At 69.0% G+C, this 21,941-nt stretch carries 22 protein-coding genes, 1 tRNA gene and 1 pseudogene; 17 read left to right on the top strand and 7 right to left on the bottom strand.

Features of this window, described 5'->3' with window-relative positions:
* From GT358_RS08095 to GT358_RS08120, 6 genes and pseudogenes are all read left to right on the top strand, one after another.
* Window positions 1–249, top strand: a pseudogene (locus GT358_RS08095) (hypothetical protein); the annotation flags it as partial.
* On the top strand, window positions 246–623 hold the full coding sequence (locus tag GT358_RS08100; protein WP_166582109.1) for a hypothetical protein: 378 nt from the start codon (window positions 246–248) through the stop codon (window positions 621–623). The pseudogene GT358_RS08095 and the gene GT358_RS08100, both read left to right, overlap by 4 nt.
* Before the next feature lie 113 nt (window positions 624–736).
* Window positions 737–3,370 carry a Z1 domain-containing protein gene (locus GT358_RS08105; protein ID WP_166582110.1) on the top strand — a complete coding sequence of 878 codons (2,634 nt, stop codon included), beginning with the start codon at window positions 737–739 and terminating at the stop codon, window positions 3,368–3,370.
* Window positions 3,371–3,389: 19 nt separating this feature from the next.
* On the top strand, window positions 3,390–4,376 hold the full coding sequence (locus GT358_RS08110; RefSeq protein WP_371416249.1) for a PD-(D/E)XK motif protein: 987 nt from the start codon (window positions 3,390–3,392) through the stop codon (window positions 4,374–4,376).
* Window positions 4,373–6,226 carry a hypothetical protein gene (locus tag GT358_RS08115; RefSeq protein WP_208103422.1) on the top strand — a complete coding sequence of 618 codons (1,854 nt, stop codon included), beginning with the start codon at window positions 4,373–4,375 and terminating at the stop codon, window positions 6,224–6,226. Before GT358_RS08110 ends, GT358_RS08115 begins: the two co-directional genes overlap by 4 nt.
* A gap of 44 nt (window positions 6,227–6,270) precedes the next feature.
* On the top strand, window positions 6,271–7,131 hold the full coding sequence (locus GT358_RS08120; protein WP_371416250.1) for a hypothetical protein: 861 nt from the start codon (window positions 6,271–6,273) through the stop codon (window positions 7,129–7,131).
* Between the two features lie 907 nt (window positions 7,132–8,038).
* Here GT358_RS08120 and GT358_RS08130 read toward each other — a convergent pair.
* Complete coding sequence (locus tag GT358_RS08130; RefSeq protein WP_208103423.1) at window positions 8,039–9,676, bottom strand: DNA cytosine methyltransferase; 1,638 nt, start codon at window positions 9,674–9,676, stop codon at window positions 8,039–8,041.
* 67 nt (window positions 9,677–9,743) lie between these two features.
* Between GT358_RS08130 and GT358_RS08135 the strand changes: the two genes are divergently transcribed.
* Window positions 9,744–10,241: a very short patch repair endonuclease gene (locus GT358_RS08135; protein ID WP_166582114.1), complete on the top strand. Its 498-nt coding sequence runs from the start codon at window positions 9,744–9,746 to the stop codon at window positions 10,239–10,241.
* Between the two features lie 294 nt (window positions 10,242–10,535).
* On the opposite strand, the gene GT358_RS08140 is transcribed toward GT358_RS08135, so the two are convergent.
* A tRNA-Ser gene (locus GT358_RS08140) sits at window positions 10,536–10,625 on the bottom strand.
* Window positions 10,626–10,825: 200 nt separating this feature from the next.
* Between GT358_RS08140 and GT358_RS08145 the strand changes: the two genes are divergently transcribed.
* The gene (locus GT358_RS08145; RefSeq protein WP_166582115.1) at window positions 10,826–11,707 is read left to right on the top strand and encodes a hypothetical protein; all 882 of its coding nucleotides are present in this window, start codon (window positions 10,826–10,828) and stop codon (window positions 11,705–11,707) included.
* Window positions 11,708–11,719: 12 nt separating this feature from the next.
* Here the strand turns inward: GT358_RS08145 and GT358_RS08150 are convergent, their stop codons facing one another.
* Window positions 11,720–12,244, bottom strand: a complete 525-nt coding sequence (locus GT358_RS08150) for an Hsp20/alpha crystallin family protein (protein WP_166582116.1) — start codon at window positions 12,242–12,244, stop codon at window positions 11,720–11,722.
* Window positions 12,245–12,341: 97 nt separating this feature from the next.
* Window positions 12,342–12,647, bottom strand: a complete 306-nt coding sequence (locus tag GT358_RS08155) for a hypothetical protein (RefSeq protein ID WP_166582117.1) — start codon at window positions 12,645–12,647, stop codon at window positions 12,342–12,344.
* A 213-nt stretch (window positions 12,648–12,860) separates the two neighbouring features.
* On the opposite strand from GT358_RS08155, the gene rplU reads away from it, so the two are divergent.
* The 6 genes from rplU (at window position 12,861) to GT358_RS08185 (ending at window position 18,061) form a co-directional block, all read left to right on the top strand.
* On the top strand, window positions 12,861–13,376 hold the full coding sequence (gene rplU, locus GT358_RS08160) for a 50S ribosomal protein L21 (RefSeq protein WP_166582118.1): 516 nt from the start codon (window positions 12,861–12,863) through the stop codon (window positions 13,374–13,376).
* 13 nt (window positions 13,377–13,389) lie between these two features.
* On the top strand, window positions 13,390–13,659 hold the full coding sequence (rpmA, locus tag GT358_RS08165; RefSeq protein ID WP_166582119.1) for a 50S ribosomal protein L27: 270 nt from the start codon (window positions 13,390–13,392) through the stop codon (window positions 13,657–13,659).
* A gap of 179 nt (window positions 13,660–13,838) precedes the next feature.
* Window positions 13,839–14,399 carry a GNAT family N-acetyltransferase gene (locus GT358_RS08170; protein WP_166582120.1) on the top strand — a complete coding sequence of 187 codons (561 nt, stop codon included), beginning with the start codon at window positions 13,839–13,841 and terminating at the stop codon, window positions 14,397–14,399.
* A gap of 253 nt (window positions 14,400–14,652) precedes the next feature.
* Window positions 14,653–15,690 (top strand): GTPase ObgE, encoded by a 1,038-nt coding sequence (obgE, locus tag GT358_RS08175; protein WP_166582121.1) that lies wholly within the window; start codon window positions 14,653–14,655, stop codon window positions 15,688–15,690.
* Window positions 15,687–16,793 (top strand): glutamate 5-kinase, encoded by a 1,107-nt coding sequence (gene proB, locus GT358_RS08180; protein ID WP_166582169.1) that lies wholly within the window; start codon window positions 15,687–15,689, stop codon window positions 16,791–16,793. Before obgE ends, proB begins: the two co-directional genes overlap by 4 nt.
* 2 nt (window positions 16,794–16,795) lie before the next feature.
* The gene (locus GT358_RS08185) at window positions 16,796–18,061 is read left to right on the top strand and encodes a glutamate-5-semialdehyde dehydrogenase (protein WP_208103425.1); all 1,266 of its coding nucleotides are present in this window, start codon (window positions 16,796–16,798) and stop codon (window positions 18,059–18,061) included.
* A gap of 27 nt (window positions 18,062–18,088) precedes the next feature.
* Here the strand turns inward: GT358_RS08185 and GT358_RS08190 are convergent, their stop codons facing one another.
* On the bottom strand, window positions 18,089–18,655 hold the full coding sequence (locus tag GT358_RS08190) for an HD domain-containing protein (RefSeq protein ID WP_166582123.1): 567 nt from the start codon (window positions 18,653–18,655) through the stop codon (window positions 18,089–18,091).
* 64 nt (window positions 18,656–18,719) lie between these two features.
* The gene (locus GT358_RS08195) at window positions 18,720–19,340 is read right to left on the bottom strand and encodes a histidine phosphotransferase family protein (protein ID WP_166582124.1); all 621 of its coding nucleotides are present in this window, start codon (window positions 19,338–19,340) and stop codon (window positions 18,720–18,722) included.
* A 42-nt stretch (window positions 19,341–19,382) separates the two neighbouring features.
* On the opposite strand from GT358_RS08195, the gene GT358_RS08200 reads away from it, so the two are divergent.
* The 3 genes from GT358_RS08200 to GT358_RS08210 all read left to right on the top strand — a co-directional run bounded on the left by GT358_RS08200 (window position 19,383) and on the right by GT358_RS08210 (window position 21,244).
* The gene (locus GT358_RS08200; protein ID WP_166582125.1) at window positions 19,383–19,577 is read left to right on the top strand and encodes a DUF3553 domain-containing protein; all 195 of its coding nucleotides are present in this window, start codon (window positions 19,383–19,385) and stop codon (window positions 19,575–19,577) included.
* A gap of 93 nt (window positions 19,578–19,670) precedes the next feature.
* A complete protein-coding gene (locus GT358_RS08205; protein WP_166582126.1) occupies window positions 19,671–20,438 on the top strand; it encodes a GNAT family N-acetyltransferase in 768 nt (255 codons plus the stop codon).
* Window positions 20,435–21,244 (top strand): 1-acyl-sn-glycerol-3-phosphate acyltransferase, encoded by an 810-nt coding sequence (locus tag GT358_RS08210; RefSeq protein ID WP_166582127.1) that lies wholly within the window; start codon window positions 20,435–20,437, stop codon window positions 21,242–21,244. Before GT358_RS08205 ends, GT358_RS08210 begins: the two co-directional genes overlap by 4 nt.
* On the opposite strand, the gene GT358_RS08215 is transcribed toward GT358_RS08210, so the two are convergent.
* Window positions 21,241–21,864, bottom strand: a complete 624-nt coding sequence (locus tag GT358_RS08215; protein ID WP_166582128.1) for a thiamine phosphate synthase — start codon at window positions 21,862–21,864, stop codon at window positions 21,241–21,243. The two genes, GT358_RS08210 and GT358_RS08215, sit on opposite strands and share 4 nt — an antisense overlap.
* Between the last annotated feature and the right edge of the window lie 77 nt (window positions 21,865–21,941).

The raw sequence follows: 21,941 nt of genomic DNA on the forward strand, positions 1-21,941 counted from the left end.
GTCGCGGGGACGTGGAAGGCGGCGCGCGTCCATACTGACGATATCACCGAGGCCGACGCCCGGACCGCACTGCAGCAGCTCGATCCGCTTTGGAACGAACTCTTCCCCGCCGAGCGGGCGCGAATCGTCGCGCTGCTGGTCGAGCGGATCGACCTCGCCCCCGACGGCTTCGACCTGCGCCTGCGCATCGACGGCCTTGCCGGCCTCGCCCGCGAGATGCTGGCGGGCGCGGTCGGAGAGGCTGCATGATCCGTCCCGCGCCCGCCGATACCGTCACCCTCCGCGTGCCCTTCCGGCTCGCGAAGCGCGGCGGGCGCAAGGAAATGCGCCTGCCCGAGGGCATCGCGCCGCCCCGCCGCCCCGACGACGCCCTCGTCAAGGCACTGGCCCGCGCCTTCCGCTGGAAGCGGATGATCGACGCCGGCCGCTATACGACCATCGCCGACCTCGCCGCGCAAGAGGGCATCGCACCGTCCTACCTCACCCGCATCCTGCGCCTGACACTGCTTGCGCCGGACATCGTCGAGGCAATCCTCGACGGCAGGCAGGCGCCGCAGGTGACCCTGGCCCGGCTGATGGACGGGTTCCCGGAGGAGTGGGAAGGTCAGCGGAAGTCTTTCTGACATCTTCGGCACTTCCAGCCTGATCCTCGTCTTGATCCCGAAATCATCGCGTGATTGCTTGGGCTTGATCCAGTACTTCTGGAGATTGCCAGATTTGCAGTCAGGAGGGCATTGTGCCGGGGCCCCAGGTCGATGGATTGGTTGAACGCATTCGCCAGGCGCTGCCTCGGCATGGCAATATCGAAAGCGCGGTTGCGGCCGTTCGCGCCGAACTCGACCTGCTTTCCCCCGGGCTTGCGGTTCATCTGTCCGCCGAGATCGACGAAGCCGCCGCCATTGTCACCCGCGAGTTCGAACAGATCGAGATACTTCATAGTCATTCGGTGATCCGGAAGCGGCCGAAATGGTACTTCGGCCCCAGACCGTCTGACCTTCATTGGCCCGCCGTGAAGGCCTTCCTTCTGAACGAGAAGAAGTGGCACGAGGATGATGTGCGCGGCATCGATGACGCTTCGAACGAGGTCGTCTCGCTTCTCGAGAACCCGCGCAATCCGGAGCAAGCCCAGTTCTCGTGTCGTGGACTGGTCGTCGGCCACGTCCAGTCGGGAAAGACGGCCAACATGACGGCCGTGATGGCCAAGGCACTCGACGCCGGCTACGATACTGTCATCGTCCTGGCCGGCCTGACGAACAAGCTGCGCCACCAGACCCAGCTCAGACTGTATTCCGACCTGGTGCGGCGCAACCCCCTGAACTGGCAGGTGCTCACGTCGAACGAGGTGGACAGGGATTTCCGTGCGCCGCCCCAGGGGGGATTCCTCTCCCATTCCGACAAGGCGCAACTTGCCGTCATCAAGAAGAACGTCTCGCCCCTCGGGGAATTGCGCAAGGCGATCAGGGAGACATTACCCGCCGTGTTGCAGCAGCTCCGGGTTCTTGTCATCGACGACGAATGTGACCAGGCCAGCGTGAACTCGGCGCGCGGTGAGCTGGACATGACGGCCATCAACCAGCGCATCCGCGAGCTTCTCGGCCTGCTCCCGGCTGTGACCTACGTCGGCTACACCGCCACACCCTTCGCGAATGTGCTGATCAACCCCTACCGTGTCGACGGCCAGGAACTCGACGATCTCTATCCTCGCGACTTCATCACGGCCCTGCCGAAGCCTGATCGGTACTTCGGCACCGAACGTCTGTTCGGGAAGACGCCCGTCGATCCGGAAGACATGCGCCCCGACGAGGAAGGGCTCGACATGATCCGCGACGTGCCGGATGAGGACGAGGCAAGGCTGCAACCGCGCAGCCGGAAGGAGCGCGACGCCTTCCAGCCTGCCATGACGCCGAGCCTCGAGGCCGCCGTTCTCTACTTCCTAGCGTGCTGCGCCGCGAGGCGCGCCCGCGGACATGGGGACCAGCACATGACGATGCTGGTGCACACATCGGCTTTCGTCCGCGCGCATGAGCGGGTTGCGGCCCTGATCGAGGGCTGGGTCGACGTGCACCGCAGGGATCTCGTGGATCGGGCATCCGACATCGGATCGAGGCTCGGAGAGGTCTGGGCCGGGGAACAGGGACGATTGCCGGACGACCTGACGGATGCGAGGCCGGTGACCCTTGAGGAGGTCTTCCAGTATCTGCCGGAAGTGCTCGAATGCATCGAGTTCCCGGTCGAGAACGGCGCAAGCGACGACAGGATCGACTATTCAGGCAAGGCAAGGACCTACATCGTGGTCGGCGGATCCATCCTTGCCCGGGGGCTGACCCTCGAAGGCCTGATGGTCAGCTACTTCCTGAGAACTGCGAACCAGTATGACACGCTTCTCCAGATGGGACGCTGGTTCGGCTATCGGCCCGGCTACGAGGATCTTCCGCGGATCTGGATGCCGCGCGGCCTGAAGCTGAGATTCAGGGCGCTTGCCTCTGTCGAGCAGGAAATCAGGGACGACATCGAGCAGTACAGGATCCGCGACCTCACGCCGATGGACCTTGCCGTCCGGATCAGGGCGATCCCGGGCATGGCGATCACGGCGGCGAACAAGATGCGTGCCGCCAGGCGCTGCGCAGTCAGCTACTGGGGAACACACCGCCAGACGTTTCGCTTCGCTCACACGGACGCGGAACAGCTCGAGCGGAACTGGGCAGCAGGCAGCGACCTGGTCAGCCGTATCGAGGCGCTTGGCTTGCGTGATCGGGAAGTGGTGGACCGCAAGCTCTGGCGCGACGTGCCGAGGTCGTCCGTCCGGAGGTTCCTCGAGTCCTATGTCGTCGAGCCAACCCAGGCCGATCTCCTGCCGTCGATGCTGTTACCTTTCGTCGACGGGGTCGACCCACGCCTTTCCCGATGGAACGTCGGTATCGTCGAATCCGGCCGAGGTCGCGATTCCGATTTCCCTCTCGGTACGATCGGTTCCGTCAGGATGGTCAACCGCGCGAGGTTGAAGGACGCGAACGGTATCGCGGACATCAAGGCGCTCATGTCGAGACGCGACGTGCTCTTCGACTGTGGCGATGGTGTTGAAGGCAACGGAAGCTGGGAGGAGCTGAAGGCGGCGAGGCTGGAGGCGGTGGGACAGGTTCCGCTTCTCCTGCTTTATCCCATCGCGCGGGACTCGCGCCCCGAACGCGACAGCAAGGCAAGGCTGTCGCTGGATGCCGTGCATGACGTGCTGGGCATAGGGATCGTCTTCCCCGGATCGGTCACGGAGGGTGGGAACTTCGTCTCCGTCGAACTTCAGCCATTGTCGGCCGAGGAAGTCGCCGCGATCGAGGAGGAGGAGGCCGCGCAGACGGAGGCAGCAGGTGTCTAGACCCAGGCAGGAGAGCCCGGTGTCGGGACGCTGGAACGTGCTTCGGGCAGGCCACATCGACGGAGATGTTCCAGGCGTCCCGTCGCTGCCTCTTGGCGCAACAACGAAGGCAGGGCCCGTCCGGCTGGCCGTCGGTTCCGCAGGCGAGGCGCGGCTGCTGGTGCCGCTTGCGACAGGAGAGAAGATCGGTCCCTTCGAGACAGGCACTGCCCTGAAGATCGGCGTGACGAGCCTCACGCATGGGCAACGCGCGATCCGGTTTCTCGATGTCATCTGCATGTCGCCAGATCTCGAAGCGGTATTCGGGGAGGTCGTGGATGACATCGTCCGCCGTCTGGCCGACCGCAACGACGGGGTCGCGGCGGTGGCAGGTGCGCTCGATGACTTCCGCGAACTGCTTGTTTCTCCTGCAGGGACCGAGGTGGACCGTTCGCGGGTTGTCGGCCTCGTGGCCGAACTCATCGTTTTGAACCGGCTCCTCGACATCTCTCCGTCGGCCTGGCGCTGCTGGCGCGGGCCGGCTGGAGACCGGCACGACTTCCGGGCGGGAGACGTGTCGCTGGAGGTCAAGGCATCGCTCGGCGCCGGGGCCAACCAGGTCACCATAAACGGCATTGATCAGCTCGAGCCGCCTTCCAGCGGATCGCTGCACCTTGCACATCTGGTCCTCGAGGCGGTCGAGGGCGGGCTTCTCACAGTGGCATCGCTCGGAGACAGGGCGTTGCTGCGGGCCGACGACCCTGCGGGACTGCGGGTGCTGCTCGAGGCCGTCGGCTGCGCGGATGTGCACGACGGCGCATGGAACCGTTTCGCATTCAGGACAGAGGCAGAACGCCTCTACCGTGTCGGCCCGGATTTTCCCCGCATCGCGCCTTCGGGCTTTGTCGGGGGAAGGATCCCTGCAGGTGTCATCGATGCGACCTACAGGATCGATCTCGGGCATGCCTCTGACGCAGAATGCCCGCCTTCGGAATTCGTCTCGCTCCTTCAGGAATTGTCCGGATGACATTGAGTCCGCTCGAGCTCCATTCCGAACCCTACGGTTCGACCGGAAACATCGGCGATAACTTCCGCCGCCTCCTCGGCGCGCCAACGCTCGACCCGTTGCAGACGGTCATCCGCGAAGCGGTCCAGAACATTGCCGATGCCGCGCGACCGGGCACCGGGCCCGGGATTCTGATCAGGCTGCGGACACTCGCGGATGCCCAGCGCGAAATCCTTCGCAGATTCATCCTTGCCGAGGTTCCGGAGGAGCCGGGATCGTCCGCCGTGATCTCGGCCTTCCGCGAAGCCGAAAGGGCGGTCGTTCTCGAGATCTGCGACTTCGGCACCGTTGGCCTTGGCGGCCCGACGAGGTCGGACAGGATCCCGGTCGGAACCGAACAGACCAATTTCATCGACTTCCTGCGCAACATCGGGACGGCACGGGACACCGAACAGGGGGGAGGCACCTATGGCTTCGGCAAGGTCGCCCTGTATCGAGCCAGTGCATGCAGCACGATCATCGTGGATACGCTGCCTGACGGCGCCGGTACTGACGGGCGGCGCTTGATGGCGTGCCATGTCGGCCGTTCTTTCGAGAGGCCGGAGAACGGGATGAGGAGGCGCTTCACGGGCCGTCACTGGTGGGGTGTGAGGGATCCGGAGGACGGGGTCGCCGATCCGGTGACAGGTGCTGCCGCTGCGACGATGGCCAGCCACCTCGGTCTTCCGGAACGCGACCCGGGAATGTCCGGGACATCGATCATGATCCTCGGTTTCCAGCCCGACGACGACGATCTGATGGCGACCGGAAACAGGATCATCGAGACGCTGCTCTGGAACTTCTGGCCGCGGATGATGCGCGACGCTCCGGCGAAGCACCGTTTCACCTGCAGGGTGATGGTCGAGGATAAGGAGCTACCCCTTCCTGCGCCAGAGGACCTCGCCCCGTTCGATCTGCTGTGCAAGGCCATGAGCGCGGCAAGAGCCCGCGCAGGGAACGACGTGCGGCGGATCGAGTCCCAGAGGCCACAGAAGTTCCTCGGGACTCTCGCGATCGAAAAGGGCCTGCGGCGGCCGAGGCGTCATCTGACTGCGGATGAGGACATACGCCTGATCCCCGAGCAGATGCACCACATCGCGCTGATGCGACCGGTCGAACTCGTCGTGAAGTATCTCGAAGGCAATCCGTTACCCGACGCCCGGCTGGAATGGGCGGGCGTGTTCATTGCCAGTGAAGAGGAAGAGGTGGAGCAGGCCTTCGCGGATTCCGAACCGCCGGCCCATGACGACTGGGTTCCGGATAACCTGCCGAGAGGAAACGAGAAGCGCTACGTCAACATCGCGCTGAAGCGCCTCAGGGAAGTCGCCGCCGAGATGGGCATGGAGCCGGTTTCCCCGAGGTCGGGGGACACATCCGGCCCGTCGCTCGCCCGCCTTGCCGGGCGCCTGGGAGCCGTGCTCGAGAACGTCGGAGGCGACGGGGCCGGTCGACGGCGAGGGTCCGGCGGTTCCGGAGGCGGTCGTCCCTCGAGGGCGCGGGCAAGTCGACCCGTCTTCCAGCGCCTCGAGGCGGGTAATGGCGACCGGATTGCCGTCTTCCTTACAGAGGTGACACAGGACACGCGGCGAAGTGGCTTGCGGCTGGTTGCCTCGGCTTCTGTCGCCGTGGAAGGGGCGACGCTCGGGTCGGCCGATGACACTGTCGGCCGACCCGATGTCCTGTCCGTCAGGTGGCTGGACGGAGAGGCGGAAACTGCCGGCAACACCTTCGACCTCGCAGGCCGGGAAGGACGGTTCGAGATCCGGATCCGCGTCCCGGATGACTGCGCCGTGACGACCGATGCCGATGTCCTGTCGGAGGCCGGAACATGAACCGTCGGGTCGCCTTTCCGTTCCTCACGCTGTCAGGATCGGCCGTGGACGCCTCGGCATGGGAGATTTCGCTGGACGGCAGCGAATGGTCGGCTGCGGGCGAGTTCCTGCCGCACTGGGACAGCTCGAGCGATATCCGCATCCGCCGGACTTTGCGCCTGGATCTCGAACTGGCGGCATCCGATCTCGGCATCCCCGTCGATCAGCTCGCCCTTTCCGGCTCGGTGAGGATCGGGACAGGTCAGGGCAGGCTGCCTCGCCTGATCCTCACCCGCACACGCCGGGAGTTCCGCCCCGGAGACACTTCCTGGGAGTTCGAGCGGACCATCGAGGGCAACGCGCTCTCGATGATCCTGGATCTGCAGACCGAGATCCTCCTGGCGAATGCCCCCACAGAATCCTCGGCGCTCTCGCCCGTCCATACCGGCGACCGGCTCTGGTCCGACAATGCTCGGGTCAGACTGGAGGGGGAAGAGCCTCGCTTCCCCATCGAGACGGCGGACCTCGTGCAGATGCTCGGCGGCGGAATTGCGGGTGCCGCCCCCTGGCACCTGCACTGGTCGCCGGGGGACTGGACGCGCGACTTCCATGGGGCCGTCCGCCTCTACCTGAACGAGAAGTCCGGCGAGGTTCTCCGACGGATCGAGGACGAGGATCCTGCCACGATCCAGTTTCTCCTTGCCGATGTCATGAGCCAGATCTGTGAGCGTTTTCTGGCCGATCCCGAAGCCGCGACAATGATGCACGCGGCCGAGCCCGGGTCGCTGGGCGCTCAGGCCGCGACATGGCTGCGCAAGGCGTGGCCCGGGAAGGATGCGTCCTTCATCCGTTCCGTGCTCGAAAGCCGGCCGGGCGTGTTCCGATCGACCATGCTTGCGCTCGCAGAACCGGGAGGAGACCTGTGAGACATCTGCTTCCGAGGCTTCCCGGCCCCGCCTGCGACGAGCTCGTGCGCAGCTTTCTCGATCATGGACCCTCGGGCTGGGTCGGGTTCCGTCCGGGCGACCTTCCCGATCAGGTCCGTTATGCTGCAACCGGCGGAACGCCAGTCCCCGCAGCGTCCCTTGCAGCCCTGCGGGAGAAGTTCGTCGAGATCGCACAGAAACATGGCTTCGGGCGGGAGGGGGGGCGGCAGTCCCACGCCGGCTTCGACGCCGAGACTGCTGCTTGGCTTGCTCAATCCGAGCTCTTCCGAAGTGGCGAGGCACTTCGGGATGATGTCTGGTCCTTCGTCGCTGCGGTCGTGGCCCCCGACATCGTGCACTGGCGGTTCGGCAGGTCGGCGGAGCGCTACTGCGGCGGCGTCCGGAACACGTTCCAGAGACTCTGGATGCGCGGTCGCGCGCTCGACCGCGGGGCAGGTCATCCCGAGCGCTGGCGACTTCTGGAGGAACTGACCGAGGATGCTCTGGTGCAGATCACCGAGAGGCCGAGCATCGGTGGGGACCCGGTCCTCGCCCTGGCGGTCGCGGAAGCGTGGCTGCGCGCTGCGCGCCATCATGGCAAGGCGGCCATGGAAGACATCATGCGTCGTGCGATCCTCCGTATCCGGGTCCGCAACGAGATCAGGTCCCTTGCGGACTTGCCGCCCGACGATCTCGCCAGCTTCCTCGACAAGCTTTTCGGCGTCCCGGAAGGTTCTCTTGGCGAGGCAGAGCCTCTGCTGCGTGGGGTGTCCCTCGCGGAAGCGGCCCGGAATGTGCGACAGGAGGCCGGACGGCGCGGCTGGCTTTCCCCCAAGTCTCAATCCGCTCTGGAAAATCTCGCTGCAGGGCACGCTGCACTGGACCGGGGCGAAAGGAACGCGCTCGACTACCTGCTCGGCAGGCTTTCGGAGGCGGGTGTGCTGGGTGACGACATCGCGGGGCTGCGAGCAGTGTTGTCTGCGGACCTTGCCTCCACCGCCTCTTCGGACAGCGGTCCGGAGAGGCCGCGCAGGAGAAGCTGGGCAATCTGGCGGGCGAGGTAGGGCGGAACGGCGTTGCCGACCTGGACGTATTGCTCGGTCCGGTTGCCGAGGAACAGGTAGTCATCCGGAAAGGTCTGCAGGCGCGCCGCCTCGCGCACGGTGAGGCTGCGGCACTGCATGGGATCGGGATGGATGAAATAGTGCCCGTCCTTGGAGATGTGGCTCGTCACTGTCGTGGACGGCTCACGGGCCAGCTGGACACGGAAACGGTCATTGAAGACGCCGCTGTGCCAGTTGCGGTGGTCCGGGGTCAGGGCAAGCGGGAAATCTGCGGCCTTGGGACTGTATCCGCGTACCTTGCCGAAGACCGAGGCGAACAGATAGCGCCGCAGATCCTCGGCCATGTGCGCGCGTGTCTCATGCTGGGCAAGGCCACGCAGCGCAGGGCGTTCGAGCCAGGCAAGAAGCTCGTCGTTGGAGGTGCCGTAGCCCTCTGGACGCCGTGACGACAGGCGCGGCGGGAGCGGTCGCCTCTTCAGGGTCCCCCCCACATCGGAAAACACCTCGCGCAGCGGCCCTTCCGCGCCGCGGTAAATCTCGGCCAGCAAGCGGGCAGCCTCGATGACGTGGTGTCGCCAGGATTCCGCGTCATCCCTTCCGCGGCTCACGCCGCTGCGCAATTCCGGCATCATGCCGATGGCATCGGCGACCGTCCGTGTCACCCCGGAAACCTGTACACTCGTCCCGGTGGCCCTGCCTGCGAGGTCTGAGCGGAGGCCCACGATGATCACGCGGTGACGACGCTGCGGGACGCCGAACTCTTCGGCGCGGACGATGAAATCGGAAGGCTGCGCCGCTTCCTCCAGACGCGCCACGCCATCGATCACCCGGATTGCCCGCAACTCGTAGCGATGATCTTGTCCGGTGCCGAGCGAGGCAAGGTCCTCCATCAGCATCTCGAAGACGAGACGACTCTCCACCGTCGAGGACAGCATGCCCTTGACGTTCTCCATGACGAAGGCCGCGGGGCGCAGGCGGTCCAGCACCCCGATGTACTCGCGGAAGAGGTAATGCCGCTTGTCCTCCTCGGGAACGTATCCGACCTTCCCCTTCGCCCGAGCGCGCCCGACAAGCGAGTAGGCCTGGCAGGGCGGGCCGCCGATCAGGATGGTATCGTCGAACTCCCGGCGCAGCGCGCGGATGGCATGGTCGACGGCGGCCGCAGCAGCCCCGGTCCCGAGCTCGAGGCACTGCGCCTCGGCCGTCGCATGCTGCCACGCCGCCGCATCCACCTCGCTCCAGTCGGGCTGCGGGATCAGCCCGGCGTGGAAGTCGATGAAGGCCTTTGGCATCACTTCGTGACGCGCCTGATACGCCCGCAGGAAGGCGCGCAAGGTCAGTGTGCGATGCGCCGAGGCCTCCTTCTCGACCGAGATGCCGATCCGGAACGGCGCGTGGCCGCCGACATCGAGGGACGCAAATCCCTCGCCCAACCCGCCCGGACCTGCAAAAAGATCGACGATGCCGAAAGTGGCTGGCAAATCAGGGGCCTCTCGAATTCGGATTACAGGCTGTATACCAGGTCCGGACGCAGAGGCCAGGAGGCAAATGGCGGATATCGTCGACAAGGAGACCCGCTCGAGGATGATGTCCGGTATCCGGGGCAAGCACACGAAGCCCGAAATGGTGCTGAGGCGTGCGCTGCATGCGCGCGGCTTTCGCTATAGGCTGCACGGCAAGGGCATCCCCGGGCGGCCCGATCTGATCCTCGCGAAGCACCAGGCCGTCATCTTCGTGCATGGCTGCTTCTGGCACCGCCACGAAGGCTGCCGCTATGCGACCACGCCCACGACCCGCCCGGATTTCTGGGCAGAGAAGTTCGCCGCGAACGTCCGACGGGATCGTGCCACGCTCGAAACGCTTGCGACACTCGGATGGCGCGTTGCGACGGTATGGGAATGTGCCCTGCGCAAGCCGGACCAGGTCTCGGCGACATGCGATGCACTTGTCTCGTGGCTGGCCGCTGGCGAACCGGACATCGAGATCGGCGAAGGCGACCTTGCCGCACGCGATGACGGCAGGGGCGTCGCAAGGTTCCGCGCATGATTTCCGGAATACCTCGCCAAACCGGCGAAGGTTCGATCTCCGTTCCATCTTGACCCGCGGCCCCTGTCGTCGGAGTCAACAGCTTCGCGCCGCTTGCAGCTTCATGATTTCAATGGCTTGCAAGCGCTGCACCGCCTGCAGTCAAGTCAACAGGTGCAGAGAATTCGGAGCCGGAGAGAACGATTTCGGGCCTTCCGGGCGCGGAGCGGTTAACAGCGCGCCCCGCATAACCCTCGGAAACAACGGAAAAATCCGGCCGCAGCCGGATCGGGAGAACGCATTCGCGGGAGCAAGTGGCGGAGAGGGTGGGATTCGAACCCACGGAGGGCTTGCACCCTCAACGGTTTTCGAGACCGCCCCGTTCGACCGCTCCGGCACCTCTCCGCGGCCACCGGCCCCCTGTAGTCGGGCGGAGAAGCAGGCGCAAGCCCTTCGCGGAGCCGACCGGAGCGGGTGACAAGAGCGTGCGCAGCGGGGGGCCGCGCTTGCGCTGCGCGGGGGGTAGGCTATCTCGGCGCTGCGGGCATGCGGCCCGCAGGCCCGATGACCTCGGGTTCCGCCGGACCCCCAAACCGGAGCGTGCCATGCCCCGCCTCGCCGCCGCCCTGCTGGTCCTCGCCCTGCCGCTCGCGCCGCCGCCGGTCCTGGCGCAAGGCGCCGGTGCCCCGCCCGAGCGCGCCGGGTCGCCATCCGCCCCCAGCCGGGAGGAGGCCGCAAGGCACCTGATGGAGGTGCTTCTGCTGCCCGAGATCCTCGAGGTCATGTCGCGCGAGGGTCGCAGCCACGGCGCCGACCTCGGCGCGCAGATCTTCGGCCCCAGCCCGCCGCCCGCGGCATGGACCGAAGGCGTGGCCCTGATCCACGAGGCCGGGACGGCGCAACAGATCTTGGAGACGGAACTGGCGGCACGGATGGACCCTGCGACCGCGGCCCTCGCCTCTGCCTTCTTCGAGAGCGAGCCGGGCCGGAGCATCGCCGCGCTCGAACTCGCCGCGCGCGAGGACATGCTCGACGACGAGGTGGAGCAGGAGGCGCGCGAGGCCGCGGCCGTCGCGGTTGCGGCGGGCGATCCGCGGCTTGCGCTGCTGCGGCGCTACGTGGAGGCGACCGACCTCATCGAGGTCAACGTGGCCAGTGCCATGAACGCGAGCCTCGCCTATTTCGGTGCGCTGCTCGACTCCGGCGCCCTGCGCCCCGAAACGGGCGAGGCGGAACTTCTGGGCGACCTCTGGTCGCGGGAGGCCGAGATCCGGGCCGAGACGACGGAATGGATCTATGCCTTTCTCCTGCGCGCCTACGGACCCGCCTCCGACGCGGACATCGAGGCGCTGATCGCCTTCTCCGAATCGGAGCCGGGCCGCGCGCTGACACGGGCGCTGGGCGGAGCCTTCGACGCGCTCTTTTCCGAACAGTCGCGCCGCCTCGGCCTGCTGGCGGCGCGCTACATGGACACGCGCGAGATCTGACGGCGCCGGCCGTCAGCTGCCCGAAGCCTCGGCGCCGCCCGTCTGGCCCTGGTCGGATGGCGCGGACGAGCCCCCGCGCCGCAGCGCGATCCGCCGGCGGCCGCTGTCGGGCGCCTTGGGCAGCGTGACGGTCAGCACGCCGTTGTCGAACCGGGCCTCCACCTTGTCGGCATCGACGGGTCCGGGCAGGCGGATGCTGCGCTGGAAGGTGCCGTAGGACCGCTCCACCAGGTGGTGGCGCTCGGATTCGTCGCGGCGCTCGAACTTCTTCTCGCCGCGGATGGTCAGGACGTCGTCCTGAAGGCTGACCTCCACATCATCGTCCGACACGCCCGGCAGCTCGGCACAGACCCGGATCTCGCGGTCGGTTTCCGACACGTCGAGGCACGCGTCGATCAGGCCGCCCTGACCCGGCCCGCCGGACGGGCCGCCCAGCACCTCGTCGAACAGGCGGTTCATCTCGCGATGGAGCGAGGACAGCGGCTCCAGACTGCCGAACATCCCGCCGCGATAGGGAGAAAGCGGATTGCGCGCCATGATGATGCTCCTTGGGAACACGTCCTCGCCGGCGCGGAGCCAGGTCCGGCTTCTCCGCCCCGGCGCGGATCAACGCGCAGGCGGCGCCTCCGGTTTCCTACCGGCCGTAGAGCATCAGCGCCGCCACCAGGGCCGCGGCATTGCCGCCCCGCAGAGCGATGTCGCCCTGCAACTGCCGTGTGCGCGCCTCGCGGTCGCCGGGGGGGACGCCCGCCGTATCCATCGCCCGGGTGAGCGCGGGACCCCCGCCGGCCTCGATCTCGGCCAGGATCTGGGGAAAGGCCGACTTGACCGCCATCTCCGTCGCACCGCGCCGCTGCGCCTGCGCCGGATCGACCAGGGCGGGCAGGTTCAGCGAGGAACCGCAACCGGCCAGAAGCAGCAGAAGCAGGACAGGACGCATCGCGGACTCCCGGATCGGGTTGACTTCGCGGGCACTTGGACCCATAAGCCGCGTCCTCGGCAAGCGGATTCGCAGGCCGGGCCGGGCGTGGGCGGGTCTGCGCGCGGGATGGACCGACGCCCTTCGGGGCGCGCTGCCCGAAGGCGGAGCCGAAGGGTTCCCGGACGCCCGGACACGGGGGCCGCAGGGCGCGACAGAGCGAAAGGACGACCGATGTTCGCGGTTCTCAAGACCGGCGGCAAGCAGTACAGGGTTCAGCCGGGTCAGGTGCTGCGGGTGGAAAAGCTCGCCGCCGAGCCGGGCGAGACCATCCAGTTCAACGAGGTGCTGATGGTGGGCGATTCCATCGGCACCCCCGTCGTGGCCGGCGCTGCCGTTCAGGCCGAGGTGATCGACCAGATCAAGGGCGAAAAGGTCATCCACTTCGTCCGCCGCCGCCGCAAGCATTCCAGCAAGCGCACCAAGGGCCATCGCCAGCAGCTCACGCTGGTGCGGATCACCGAGATCCTGCCCTCGGGCGCCGAGGGGACCGGCGTCAAGGCGGCTGTCGGGGCGGGGACCCGCGCGCCCGCTGCCGACGCTCCGGCCGCTCCGGCCGCCGTGCCCCGCCGGGGCCGCGGCGTGGCCGCTGCCGTGGGGGCTGTCGCCGCAGCGGCGGCCGTGGCCGCGGTCGCGGCCGTTGCTACCACCCGGTCGGGCGCCGAGGACGGCGACGCGGCCCAAGCCTGAGGAGTAGGGTTTCATGGCACACAAGAAGGCCGGCGGCTCGTCCCGCAACGGGCGCGACAGCGCCGGACGCCGCCTCGGGGTCAAGAAGTTCGGGGGCGAGATCGTGATCCCCGGCAACATCATCGTTCGCCAGCGCGGCACCCGCGTCTGGCCCGGCGACGGCGTGCGCATGGGCACGGACCACACGCTGTTCGCCGTGGCCGAAGGGCGCGTGCAGTTCCGCAAGGGTCTTAAGGGCCGCACCTTCGTGGCCGTCGTGCCGGACGCCCCCGCGGCCGAGTGACGCCGGCACATCGCCGACTCGAAGGGGGCCGACCATCCGGCCCCCTTCGCTTTTGTGTTTTTCGCGTCACGGGGATGTGACGCGACCGGCCCGATCCTATATGCGTTTACGAAATCGAAATCCTGTGCCGCTACGCTGACCGCCAGGCCCCGCCCGGCCGCGTTCCTGGAACCGTTGTCATGCTCGAATCCACCGCCAAGCCCGTCGCTCCCCCCTCGGCCCAGCCCATCATCGCGGCCGAACGCTTCGTGCTGCGGCCCCTGCGGCGGTCCGATGCCGGTCTGATCGCGCATTATGCCGGCGATCCGCGCGTGGCGCGCAACACCCGCTCGATCCCCCATCCCTATCCGCCCGGCGCGGCCGAGGCGCTGGTGGCGCGCTCCGCCGCTCCCGACCGGGGAGAGGACATCTGGGCGCTCGACGGCTCCGCGTCCGGCGCGGGCGAGCTTCTGGGCCTTGTCTGCCTCAAGCGGATGGACCGCGCCCAGGCGGAGATCAGCTTCTGGATCGCGCCCGGCGTGTGGGGCACGGGCTTGGCCACCGGCGCGATCGGCGCGCTCGTGGCGGCCAATCCCCAGCGCTGCGACGCCCTCTTCGCCGAGGTGATCCAGGACAATCCGGGGGCGGCGCGCGTGCTGACCAACAACGGCTTCGAATATCTCGGCGACGCCGAGACCTACTGCGTCGCTCGCGGACAGATCGTGCCCACCTGGACCTACGCGCTCCAGCTCCATCCCTGAGGCGCGGCTCCCCCTTAACGGCCGCTAACCCTTTTTCCCTCGCTCCGGCAGAGGCTTGCCCGCGCCGCGCAACGCGCGGTGCCCCAAGGTTTCGTTAACCTGTTCCTGCGACAAGGGGGGCAGCCCGCGACACCTGCCCCGGAACGTTTCCCATGCCGCATCCCTGTTCTCGCCCCTGCCGATCTCCGGCCCCGGCATTGAGCCCCGACCGGCCTTCCGCTATGCCCTGCGCCCTGACGAGGTGGGCCCGGCCATGAAGTTTCTCGATCTTGCACGCGTCCACATCCGCTCCGGCGCCGGGGGACATGGCTGCGTCTCCTTCCGGCGCGAGAAGTTCGTCGAGTTCGGCGGTCCCGACGGGGGCGATGGGGGCCGCGGCGGCGACGTGGTCGCCGTGGCGGTGGACGGCCTCAACACCCTGATCGACTTCCGCTACCAGCAGCACTTCTTCGCCCGCAACGGCCGCCCCGGCCAGGGCAGCCAGAAGACCGGCGCCCGTGGCGAGGACATCGTCCTGCGCGTCCCCGTGGGGACCGAGATCCTGGACGAGGATGGCGAGACCCTGGTCGCCGACCTGACCGAGGCGGGCCAGCGCGTCGTGCTGGCCGAAGGCGGCAATGGCGGCTGGGGCAATCTCCGCTTTGCCACCTCCACCAACCGCGCCCCCCGCCGGGCCAATCCCGGCCAGCCGGGGGTGGAACGCACGCTCTGGCTGCGGCTCAAGCTGATCGCCGATGCGGGGCTTCTCGGCCTGCCGAACGCGGGCAAGTCCACCTTTCTCGCCGCCACGTCGAACGCCCGCCCCAAGATCGCCGATTATCCCTTCACGACACTCGTTCCCAATCTCGGCGTGGTCGCCGTGGACGGGGCCGAGATGGTCGTGGCCGACATCCCCGGCCTGATCGAGGGGGCAAGCGAGGGCAGGGGCCTCGGCGACCGCTTCCTCGGCCATGTGGAGCGGTGCGGGGCGCTGCTGCACCTCGTGGACGGCACCGCGGCGGATGTGGTTCACGACCACGCCGTGATCCTGCGCGAGCTCGAACTCTACGGGGGCGACCTCGCGGCCAAGCCGCGCGTCACCGTTCTCAACAAGGTCGATGCGCTCTCCGGGGAGGACCGCGCGACCCGCCGGGCGGCGCTCGAACGCGCGACCGGCGGGCCCGTCCTGCTCATGTCCGGCGCCACGGGCGAGGGCGTGACCGAGGTGTTGCGCGCCCTGCGCGAACGCGTGGAGGAGGGGCGGCGCGGCGCCGCTCCCTCCCGGTCGGAGGCCGAGCCGTGGCGTCCGTGACCCCGTCCCTCGCCACGGCGCGCCGGGTTGTCGTCAAGATCGGCTCGGCCCTGCTCGTGGACCGCAGCACGGGTCTGCGCGAGGGCTGGCTGCGCGCGCTGGCCGCCGATGTGGCACGCCTGCGGGGCCGCGGGGCGCAGGTGGTGCTGGTCTCGTCGGGCTCCATCGCGCTGGGCCGCGCGGTGCTGGGCCTGCCGGCCGGCTCGCTGCCTCTCGAGCAGTCGCAGGCTGCCGCCGCCGTGGGCCAGATCCGCCTCGCCCGCGCCTACGAGGAGGCGCTCGCCCCCCACGGCATCGTCACGGGGCAGGTGCTGGTCACGCTCGAGGACTCGGCCGATCGTCGCCGCTACCTCAACAGCCGCGCCACGATGCAGACCATGCTGGGCCTCGGCGTCGTCCCCATCGTGAACGAGAACGACACCGTCGCCACGGACGAGATCCGCTACGGCGATAACGACCGTCTCGCCGCGCAGGTGGCGGTGACGATCGGGGCGGATGTGCTGGTGCTTCTGTCGGATGTGGACGGGTTCTACTCGGCCAATCCCCAGACCGACCCCACCGCCCGTCGCTTCGACATCGTCGAGCGGATCACCCCCGAGATCGAGGCCATGGCCGGAGAGGGCGTGTCGGGTCTCTCCAAGGGCGGCATGGTCACCAAGCTGATGGCGGCGCGGGTGGCGACCGATGGGGGCTGCGCCATGGCGATCACGCTGGGCGCGCGGCTCCACCCGCTCCAGAGCCTCGAGGAAGGGGCACCCGCCACCTGGTTCCTGGCCCAGACCGATCCCCAGGCCGCCCGCAAGCGCTGGATCGCCGCCATGAAGCCCAAGGGGGAGCTGACGGTGGATCACGGCGCCGCCCGCGCCCTGCTCGAGGGCAAGAGCCTGCTGCCCGCCGGGCTCGCTGCGGTCTCGGGCCGCTTCGGCCGCGGCGACCCGGTGGCGATCCTGTCGCCCGACGGGGCGCGGCTCGGCCTCGGACTGGTGCGCTACACGGCCGAGGAGGCGCGCGCCATCACCGGCCGCCGGAGCGCGGACATCGAACGCATCCTCGGCTACAAGGGACGCGCGACCCTGATCCACCGCGACGACATGGTGCTCTGATGCTGGACCGGACGGACGAGACCGAAGCCCTCATGGCCGAGATGGGCGCACGCGCCCGCGAGGCCGCCCGCATCCTTGCGCTGGCCGGCACCGACCGCAAGGCCGCGGCCCTCGCATCGGCGGCCGACGCGATCGCGTCGGACGAGGCCGCGATCCTCGAGGCCAATCGCCAGGATCTGGCGCGGGCGGAGGAGCGGGGCCTCCCGGCCGCCCTGGTCGACCGGCTCATGCTGGACCCGACTCGTCTGCGAGCCATGGCGGAGGGGCTCCGAACGCTCTCGCGCATGCCCGATCCGGTGGGCCGGACGCTGGCCGAATGGACAGTACCCTCCGGCCTCCGCATCCGCCGCGTCAGCACGCCGCTCGGGGTGATCGGCGTCATCTACGAAAGCCGCCCCAACGTGACTGCCGATGCCGGCGGTCTCTGCCTTCTGAGCGGCAATGCCGTCATCCTCCGCGGCGGCAGCGAGTCCCTGCAATCCTCGCTGGCGATCCATGCCTGCCTCCAGCAGGGGTTGCGCGCGGCCGGTCTGCCGGCAGATGCCATCCAGATGGTGCCCGTCCCAGACCGCGCGATGGTGAGCGCGATGCTCGGCGCGGCCCGCTGGATCGACGTCATCGTGCCGCGCGGCGGCAAGGGGCTCGTCGGCCTCGTGCATGAGGAGGCGCGCGTGCCCGTCTTTGCTCATCTGGAGGGGATCTGCCACGTCTATGCGGATGGCCGTGCCGACCCGGCCAAGGCGCGGCGGGTCGTCCTCAACGCCAAGACCCGGCGCACCGGCATCTGCGGCGCGGCGGAATGCCTCCTGATCGACCGGGCCTTCCACGAAGCGCATGGTCCGATCCTCGTGCAGGATCTTCTGGACGCCGGCGTGGAGGTGCGGACGGAAGGCACGCTTCTCGAGGTGCCCGGGACCGTCCCCGCCAGCGCGGAGGATTGGGGGCGGGAATATCTCGACAGCATCATCGCCGTCCGGCTGGTGGACGGTGTGGAGGAGGCCATCGCGCATATCCGGTGCTACGGTTCGGGCCATACCGAGGCGATCCTGACCGAGGACGACGCCGCGGCCGAACGGTTCTTCCGCGAGATCGACAGCGCCATCCTGCTGCGCAACGCCTCCACCCAGTTCGCCGACGGCGGAGAGTTCGGCATGGGGGCGGAGATCGGCATCGCGACCGGCAAGCTTCACGCCCGCGGCCCCGTGGGGGCGGAGCAGCTCACGAGCTTCAAGTATCTGGTCGAGGGGGACGGCACGGTTCGGCCCTGACCCCCGGCCCGGCCGTCGACCCATCCGTCATTCCGCTCCCTCTCCGGGGGCAAGGCCGAGCGCCAGCCGCAACCGCTCCGCCTCCGCGGCCAGGTCCGCCTCCAGCACCGCGTCGGTGCCCCGCAGCGCCGCCAGCATGTCGAGGGCCCAGGCGAGATAGGTCTGCCGCTCGTCCTCCCCCACCGCCGAAGGATCGGCGGTGGCCAGCGCGGCGAGATTGGAGGCCTTGTCGGCCAGCTTGATGCGCCGGGCCCTACCGGACCTGGTCGGCGCCTCCTGGACCTGCCTCCGCCGGCGCTCGGCCTCCGGGAGGGTGGGGTCGTCGGTCAGCTCCGCCACGATCCCGGCAATGGTCTTTCCGAAGGATTCCTCGATCTGATAGAGGGTTACATCCGTATCTTCGACCGTATCGTGAAGAAGGGCAGCGATCATGGTTTCCGTGTCGGCGTCCGCGCTGCGCAGAACCCGCACGGCGACATCGGCGATGTGGACGATCTGCGGCTGGTCCGGATGGCCCTTGCGCGACTGACCTGCATGAGCCCGCGCCGCCAGGGCGAGGGCGTCCGCGATCTGCCGGAGACCGTCTGGCGTCATGGATTCCTCCTCCCCCCGGCCCAACGCGGGCTGCCGCCCCGCGGTTCGGCCCGCGATCTCGCTCTCAGAAGCGGATCACGATGCGATCGGTCTGCACATCGAGCGACAGGACCCGCCCCAGCGCGGCCAGGGCAAGAGGCAGGAGCGCGAACTGCACCGAGCCGGCGCCCTGCGGGGCATGCGGGGCGGCCAGGCGATCCCACAGCCGATCCTCCACCCGCAGGCGCGGTCCCTCGGCCTCGAGATGCCATCCCGTGCCCTCCCGCGCCACCCGGACGACACCCCCCATCGGCATCGCGGACTCGAGGCACTGGAGAATCAGGAACACGGCGCGCACCTCGGCCCGCGGCTGATCCCCCGCCGCGTTCCATTCGTAGGTCGTCCGACCCGCACGCGACGCGCCCTGCAGGGCGGCCAGGATCTCCGCCCGGCCGGCCCGCTGGTCCGGCAGGGCCGCGCCATAGGCCAGCCGGAAGAAGCGGATGCGCGCATTCGCCCCATCCACGCTTTCGCGGATCAGGGCCATTTCCGGCGTGTCGGCGGTGCCCGTCAGGCCCATCAGCTCGACGCCGTTGGCGATCGCCCCGAGCGGGCTGACCAGGTCGTGACAGATGCGCGAGGCGACTTCGGCCGCGATGGCATCGGGCGCAGGCAGAGGCGACGGGAACCGGTGGACTTCGTTCATGGCAGGGGTCACCTTGGCGGCAGGCACGACAGGCGGGGAACGATGAGCGACATCCTGGCGATCCTGGCGCCCGGCATGATCGTGGCGCACCGCGACCGGCCCGACTGGGGCAGGGGGCAGGTCCAGTCCGTCATCGGGACCCATGTCACCGTGATGTTTCCCGAACTGGGCAAGCTGGTGCTGGACGGCACGGAGGTTCCCCTTCTCCTGATCTCGACCGGTCCGGAGCCATCCTGACCTGTCCCGCCCCATCATCGCAGCCAAAGGTTGCGGAATCGTTAACGTGCTTCGCCATGAAAGCGAGTAGGCAGAGAAAAAACGGACAGGACCATGTCGCGCGAGCTTCCCCGCTACAGCGTCAGGATGGCTGCCACGGAGACCGATCTGCGGGCGGCGCAGGCGCTTCGCTACCGCATCTTCGTCGAGGAGATGGGGGTCCGGGGCGGCGCGCTGACTGACCCCGTCCGGCGGCTCGAGCGTGATCGCTACGATCCGTTCTGCCGCCATCTGCTGCTCTTCGATTCCCTCAGCGGACCCGAACCTGTGGCCACCTTGCGCATCCTCACCGCCGAGGGCGCAGCCGAGGCCGGCCGCTTCGGCACGGAGGACGAGTTCGACATCGCGCCGCTGCGGCGCTCCGGCCAGCGCCTGCTCGAGGTGGGTCGGACCTGCCTGTGCCCCGGCCATCGCGGCGGGGCCGCCATGCATCGCCTCTGGCAGGCGCTGGGTGCCTTCGTGGACGCGGACGGCGCCGACCTGCTGATCGGCCTGGCCTCGTTCCACGGCCGCGACCCCGAGGCGGTCGCCCAGCCGCTGACCTGTCTGGCCCGCCACCACCTCTCGCCGGCCGGCCTGCGGCCCCGTTCGCTCCGGCCCATCGCGATGGACCGGATCGGGCGCCGCCCGCTCGACCGGCGCGCCGCCGTCCTTGGGATGCCGCCGCTTCTCAAGGCCTATCTGCGCCTGGGCGCCACCGTGGGCGAGGGCGCCTGCCTGGACGACGATTTCGCCTGCCTCGATGTCTGCGTCGTCCTGCGCGCGCGGGGGATCGGGGCACGCGCGCGGGCGATCTATGCCCCGTCCTGCGCCCGCCGATGAGCCTGACCTGGACCGGGCTGCCGGCACCCCCTCCCGCGCGGCCGGGACTCGCGGGCTGGCTGCGGCTGGCGGTGCGGGCCCCTCTCGTGATCGGCCTGCTGACGCTCGGGCTGGCGGTCAAGTCGGCGCTGCGCCTGCCCGAGGCGCTGGTCTGCGGTCCGCGTAGGCCTGCCACCCCCTGGGTGACGGTCGCGGTCTGCCGCATGGCGCTGCCGCTCCTCGGCCTGCGGGTCCGGCGGACAGGCGCGCCCATGACGGGGCCGGGACTGGCGGTGGCCAACCACGCCTCCTGGCTCGACATCTTCGTGCTGAACGCCGTGGCGCCGGTGGTCTTCGTCTCCAAGGCCGAAGTGGCGCACTGGCCCGGCATCGGGCTGCTGGCCCGCGCCACGGGAACGCTGTTCGTCCGGCGCGAGGCGCGCAGTCAGGCCGCGGATCAGGCCGCCGCGATCGCCCGGCGGATTGCCCTCGGCCAGAGACCCCTGCTGTTCCCCGAAGGCACATCGACCGACGGGCGGCGCGTCCTGCGCTTCCGCTCCGCCCTGTTCGCCGCGCTCGGGCATCCGCTCGTGCCGCCGGACGCCGCCCTCCAGCCGATCACCCTGCGCTGGCGCCCTGCGCACGAGGGTGAGGCACCGCTTCACGCCTGGTGGGGCGATGCGGCCTTCGGGCCGCACGCGCTGGCCGTGCTGGCTGCGCCTGGCGGGCAGGTGGAGGTCGTGCTCCACCGGCCGATCCCCGCGCGGGGGCAGGACCGCAAGACGCTCGCCGCGGCGGCGGAACGCGCCGTGCGCTCGGCGCTCTAGGCCATCGCCGCGTGCAGGGCCGCGAGGCGCGCCGGAGGGTCCGCGTGCGCCCAGACCTCCTCGCCCAGGGCGAAGAAGTCGGCCACCGGAGCGAGGGCGGCGATGCCGTCCTCGTCCAGACCGCCCTCGGCGACGACGGGAATCTCGATCATCTCCGACCACCATGCGAACAGGTCGCGCTCCGCGCGGCGGCCGTCGCCGAGGGCGGTGGCGCCCACGGGTCCGAAGCTCACGTAGTCGGCGCCGATCTCTCCTGCGGTCATGCCGTCGTGACGCGAGACGCCGCAGAGCGCCCCCACGATCGCATCGGCCCCGAGTTCCTTGCGAGCGCGCCGGACCGAACGGGCGCCGTCGAGCAGATGAACCCCGTCGAGACCCAGCCGCCGGACCAGCAGCAGGTGGCTCTCGATCACCAGCGGGATGTCCCGGGCATGCGCGATCTCGCGCAGGCTGTCGGCCGCCCGCGCAAGGCGGCCTTCGTCGCGAGTGGACAGGGCCAGCCGCAGGCAGGCCACGGGCGCGGCGTCGAGCGTGCGCGACAGGAGGTCGGGGAAGCTGGACAGCTCGATCTCGGCTGGCGTGACCAGGACGATGCCGGGCCGGTCGCGCTGGTCGGTCATGGTCGTCTCCGCTCGTGCTGGCCGCCGTCCGCCGCTTCTGGCGCGCGGGTGCGGCCTTTGCAAGCGAGCGCGCGGCC

Source organism: Rubellimicrobium sp. CFH 75288, assembly GCF_009904055.1.
Classification (GTDB): Bacteria; Pseudomonadota; Alphaproteobacteria; order Rhodobacterales; family Rhodobacteraceae; genus Rubellimicrobium.